Below are 5,309 nucleotides of genomic sequence, written 5' to 3'. Positions count from 1 at the left end.
TCCCGTTAGCGCGAATTAATCCATCAATGTTGGAAATTGAATTACCCGTTACCCTGCTGATAATGTTACTAATGTCAAGAGCATTATTAAAAAAAGCGGTGCCACCTGTGGGAACGGAGAATTGTTGAAAACTGTGGAATAAGTTGTTTCCGATTTGGCTTCCGCCGGTGATATTTAAGATATTACCCTGTGGTGTGATGATGGAGTTATTCGGTAAAGTGGCATCCGGGCTAATTTGCGCTGATGCACTATTTGCCCAAAAATACTCGCAAAGCGCGTAGCCCGTCGTAGACATCGCTATCCCTAATAACCAGCCCCAATGATTGCTCATTACGTATATATACCCGCTATTATTTTTTTTTAGCTAACAAAAATTACCTGCATAATCATAAATAAACCATATAGTGCTAAGTAATTCTAGTAGTTTCCAAAAATACCCGACGAATAAAGTCGCGGACTAGGAAACTGTCAAGCTAAAAATGAGGCGTTTTTGATAAGCTGTGATTAGTGTTATATTGACGTGAATTCGACGGATCATATGTCCATAGTGTTCGCCTAATTAGCACAAATCATTCATACCTCTCCCTGGTTTTACTACGTAAAACCGTCCCTCTCCGAATCGGAGAGGGACAGACTTGAACTTTAGTTCAAGGCAGGGAGAGGTTCGTCGAACTCACGTTATACTAAGCCGAAACTATGTCTAAGATGCAAAATTTGAGCATAGACATAAATTTGCTGAGAGAAAAATTTCCTCACTTTCAGCAGGCTAAAGATTATGTTTATCAAAGCGTTGATTCTTTAACTAAATCAGCGCAGCAAGTGGGAGAATCTTGGAAACAAACAGCAACAACCGCAACTGATAAGGCAATTGATTCTGTCAGCACAACTGTTGAACAAGCTAAAAGTTCATTAGAACAGTCTTGGCAAAATGCTGACCAAATTAAGAATACAACATCGAGAGCAGTTGAAGTAGCGATCGCTTCTTCGATGAATGATTGGCTAACTCAACATCCAGCTATTTTCCGGATAGTGCAAATCCTTGCTTGGGCAAGTAATCACCCAATTATCAGCTTAGTAATTCTGCTTTTGGTGATTGCGATCGCCTCAAGTATCATCAAAGCTATTGTACGCTTGATTGAAACCGCTAGTTGGTCGATTCTCCAAGTTCCTTTTAAATTACTTTTTGCCTTAATTAAAGTTAGCTTTTTCTCATTTACCAAAGTTAGCAACATCGCTCTTAAAAAACTAACATCTCCTCAACCAGTTAAAAACCTGCCAGCTTTGCCACCTGCAACTTCTCCAGAGATTTACAAAGATAAACAGCAAAGACTTACAGAAATTAGTGTGCGGTTAGAGGCAATTCAAATAGAACAAAAGCAACTTTTGCAAGAAGCTACAGAACTTTTGGCTACAGATGCGATCGAGATGAAAAAGCAAGACGTAAATCTAGGATAAGATAATATCAGATTATGTTAAAAAATTTAAATTGTAGGGGAGCCAGTGCGTTGCGGAGGTTCCCTCCGTTGTAGCATCTGGCGTTGCGTTAGCCTTCGGCATAACGCACCATTGATAATTCAGGGTGTCGTACACGGGCGCGATAACACACCCTACTTGAAGTTTATATTTCTTCATATAAACAAACGATAGCAACTGTGACCTGTGCTTTTATTTACTTAATTATCTCTTTTAACTTTTCAATCATTAGCTTTTCAACTATTCTTCTGTTTCCAATACAACAGCTTCATACAGCAGTTCGATAGGAAACTCAAATTCAATGCTTGATAAAGTAATCATGTCTCCTGCGGTGTAGCGATAGTAAAGCCACATTCTTCCCTCTCCCCGACAGTAACGTTCGACGGAGATTTTTTCCGAGTCAATCAAGATATACTCTTGCAAAGTGGGGATTGTCAGGTAGTAAGTGAATTTTTCACCTCTATCTTTACCGCTTGTACCAGGGGAGAGAACTTCCGCAATTAGTTTAGGATTTTGAATAAATTTGCGGGCGTTGAGGTCTTGAGGGTCACAACTGACGATAACATCAGGATAGTAGTATGGACTTTTAGGACTAACTTGCACCTTCACGTCTGACACATTTACTCGACAACCTCTGGAACGTAGATGAGGGCGTAAGGCAGTGTAAAGATTTAGAGCAATATCATTATGGGGAATTGTACCACCAGTCATGGCAAAGACTTCGCCGTTGACATATTCGTAGCGAATCTCTTGCTGAGGTTCCCATTCGAGATATTCCTCGATGGTCATTTTTTGCGGTTGTTGGGGGATGGCTATCATACTAAGATTTTTCAAGCTTGGTTTGATTGTAGCAACAGGAGCATAACGAGTGATTGATTAGCCGAATCAAAGGTTATTTCGCTCTAAAATTAAGTCTATCGCCGTTTTAATAATCTCTTCACAGTCTACCATTTCGCTAATTTCTTCAGCTTCATAGCTTCCTTCAAATGCTTCTATAGCTGCTTCTCTCAACGCAGATTCATAGGCATCATGTATAGTTTCTAATAATTCTTCTTCAGTTAAATAAGTACCCTTCGCTTTGCGACGTTGATTGCTGCGTTGAATTTGCTTAACAGAGTTGAAAATAGAAGTCTCCCAAGATTTAGTTGTTCGCTTTTCAGCGCTTTTTTTTATTAGATGTAACAATAAAATGATGGCATAGCTAAATATTTTATTGAGTTTATCAATTTTACTTATCTCCTCTAATTCTTCGACAATGATGAGAGCTTCCGCTACTTTTCCTTGGTGCAATAGTTCCTTTAGTTCTAGCAGTTCTTCCATTAGCTATTAATCCTCCTTTTCTCAATCTCAGTAATAGTGAAAGTCGTCATGTTTCATTGTTAAGAGTTTCAGTTATATTTACGTTTTCTCACATAATTATGTTTATTTACGCCTACTTACTTATTGTTATAAGTACAATATTCCATAAGTTCATGACGAAAATTTATCACAAAAACTCTGCGTCACTCTGCGCTTACCTCCGTGTTCCTCTGCGTTTAAAAACGCTACATTTTACGCAAATCGGAGACGCTACGCGAACGCGGTTCGTTAAATAGGTATTCTACCCTGCACCGAACGCCTAGCGGCGAACGAGCGGGAAGAAAGTAGTTTCCAAGTTTTTTGTAACTATACAACATTTAAATTTGATACCATGCCGTCAACGCTACCGCCAAGGCATCTGAAGCATCATCCGGTTTAGGAATATAATCTAAATCTAACTCTCGCGCTACCGCATCTTGTACTTCTGACTTCTCGGCATTGCCATATCCCGTTAAAGCTAGTTTAATTTGGGCAGGCGTAAATTCCACATACGGTAAGCGACGCTGCCCTAACACCAACATCATCACACCCCGTGCCTGTGCAACTAAGATAGTACTTGACATACGATAGAAGAACAATTTCTCGATCGCTACCAAATCGGGTTTCAATTCCTCCATCAGGGTGTGCAAATCGTCGAACAAGGTAGACAGTCGCTGTCCCATTTCCGCATCTGCCGGCGTACTGATTACCCCAAAATCCAGCATATTTACCGTTGTGCTTTGTACCTTGGCTTGACTTTGTTTGCAGGTTATGGCACCAAATCCTAAAATTGCCAGTCCTGGATCTAATCCTAAAATTCGCTTTTCCATTAGTTTTGTGTTTTACCAAACCAGGGTATTGTTTTACTGGGATGCTGGCAAGTTTAACTACTAGCTCTTAATGTAATGGAATCAAAAAATTTAACAATTCCACATTTGGCGTTAAAGCCAGGTGGTGTACATTTTCTCTTATTCACTGTTCTAAACACATTGCTTATTTTCAGGTATGTCAATTGGTTTTCTCAGACAAGCTTTAAACACGTTGCAAGCGCAGTCGCGTCGTCGCACTTCCCATAGAGTTAATCAGTGGTTCAAATGGTTATCCCCAGGTATATCGGTAAAACGCTGGTTGCTGATCTCGGTTGCGGGTGTAGTGCTAGCAAGTCTGGGATTGGCTATTTGGATTAAGCTGACACCAATTTTTTGGGTGCTTGAGTTTCTCCGGGGTTTTTTGGGAGTAATCACCGAGATATTACCCAATTATATTAGTGGACCTTTAGTTATATTATTTGGCTTGCTGTTGCTTCTCTGGGGGCAAACCCGCACCGTAGGCTCAATTACTAAGGTTCTCAGACCACAAGGACAAAGTGAAGAAGAATTAATTGATGTACTATTGGCGCATCGTCGATTGTACCGGGGACCGAAAATTGTTGTGATTGGCGGTGGTACGGGACTTTCCACATTGCTGAGAGGACTAAAAACCTACAGTGCCAATATTACTGCGATTGTCACCGTTGCGGATGATGGCGGTTCTTCTGGACGGTTGCGGCAAGAATTTGGCGTGTTACCACCAGGAGATATTCGTAACTGTTTAGCAGCACTAGCAGATGAAGAAAAGCTGTTAACAGAACTGTTTCAATACCGCTTCAAAGCTGGAGATGGCTTGACGGGTCACAGTTTTGGTAACTTGTTTTTGACGGCGATGAGTGATATAACCGGAGATTTAGAACGAGCCGTTGCTGCTAGTTCCAAAGTGCTAGCGGTGCGAGGACAAGTATTACCCGCAACTTTGAGCGATGTTCGCCTTTGGGCTGAGTTAGCCGATGGTCGCCGAATTGAGGGCGAATCGAGCATTCCCGAAGCTGGGGGTAGTATTGTAAAAATTGGCTGCATTCCGGCTAATCCGCCAGCTTTGCCAGCAGCTATCAAGGCAATTAAAGAAGCAGATTATATCATAATTGGTCCGGGTAGCCTATATACTAGTTTGATTCCTAATTTGTTGGTTCCACAAATTGCCGATGCGATCGCCGCATCCCTTGCCCCCCGTATTTATGTCTGCAATATCATGACTCAACCGGGTGAAACTCAAGGATACACTGTTTCTGACCACATTAGAGCCATTGATGCCGCTTGCGGACGACAGCTTTTTGATGCTGTATTAGTACACAAAAAATCCCCTAGCCCTCGTTCACTAATCCGCTACGCTCAACAAAACTCTCATCCCGTCTTCCTCGATCGCGAAGCTGTATTGGATCTGGGGCGAAGAATTGTCTTAGCGAATATTTTATTTGAAGATGATATCGGCTGCGTGCGTCACAATCCCCAAAGACTAGCGCGAGTTTTGTTCCGGTGGTACAGTGGCGCCCATTTGGGGATGGGGAGGTAGGAGACAAGGAGACAAGGGGGACAAGGGGAGCCAGCGCTGTGCGGAGGTGTCCTCCGTTGAGGCGTCTGGCGTGGACAAGGGGAGCCAGCGCTGTGCGGAGGTGTCCTCCGTTG

6 protein-coding genes are annotated in these 5,309 nt (G+C 42.1%); 2 read left to right on the top strand and 4 right to left on the bottom strand.

Going from position 1 to position 5,309, the window contains the following annotated elements:
- The coding region (locus PI95_RS34420) for a two-partner secretion domain-containing protein (protein ID WP_163519462.1) at nt 1–331 on the bottom strand (331 nt) is incomplete at its 3' end.
- 365 nt (nt 332–696) lie between these two features.
- Between PI95_RS34420 and PI95_RS34415 the strand changes: the two genes are divergently transcribed.
- Nucleotides 697–1,455 carry a hypothetical protein gene (locus tag PI95_RS34415; protein WP_201280725.1) on the top strand — a complete coding sequence of 253 codons (759 nt, stop codon included), beginning with the start codon at nt 697–699 and terminating at the stop codon, nt 1,453–1,455.
- Between the two features lie 258 nt (nt 1,456–1,713).
- On the opposite strand, the gene PI95_RS34410 is transcribed toward PI95_RS34415, so the two are convergent.
- The 3 genes from PI95_RS34410 to ruvC form a co-directional block, all read right to left on the bottom strand.
- Nucleotides 1,714–2,292: a Uma2 family endonuclease gene (locus PI95_RS34410; RefSeq protein WP_039753276.1), complete on the bottom strand. Its 579-nt coding sequence runs from the start codon at nt 2,290–2,292 to the stop codon at nt 1,714–1,716.
- Nucleotides 2,293–2,358: 66 nt separating this feature from the next.
- Complete coding sequence (locus tag PI95_RS34405) at nt 2,359–2,793, bottom strand: DUF29 family protein (protein WP_039753275.1); 435 nt, start codon at nt 2,791–2,793, stop codon at nt 2,359–2,361.
- 356 nt (nt 2,794–3,149) lie between these two features.
- Nucleotides 3,150–3,641, bottom strand: coding sequence for a crossover junction endodeoxyribonuclease RuvC (gene ruvC / locus PI95_RS34400; protein ID WP_039753274.1), 492 nt, complete (start codon nt 3,639–3,641; stop codon nt 3,150–3,152).
- Between the two features lie 175 nt (nt 3,642–3,816).
- Between ruvC and PI95_RS34395 the strand changes: the two genes are divergently transcribed.
- Complete coding sequence (locus PI95_RS34395) at nt 3,817–5,196, top strand: gluconeogenesis factor YvcK family protein (protein WP_039753273.1); 1,380 nt, start codon at nt 3,817–3,819, stop codon at nt 5,194–5,196.
- Nucleotides 5,197–5,309: the final 113 nt, after the last annotated feature.

This window comes from Hassallia byssoidea VB512170, assembly GCF_000817785.2.
Classification (GTDB): Bacteria; Cyanobacteriota; Cyanobacteriia; order Cyanobacteriales; family Nostocaceae; genus Hassallia; species Hassallia carrinoi.
This window is presented reverse-complemented; position numbering and strand designations above follow the sequence as displayed.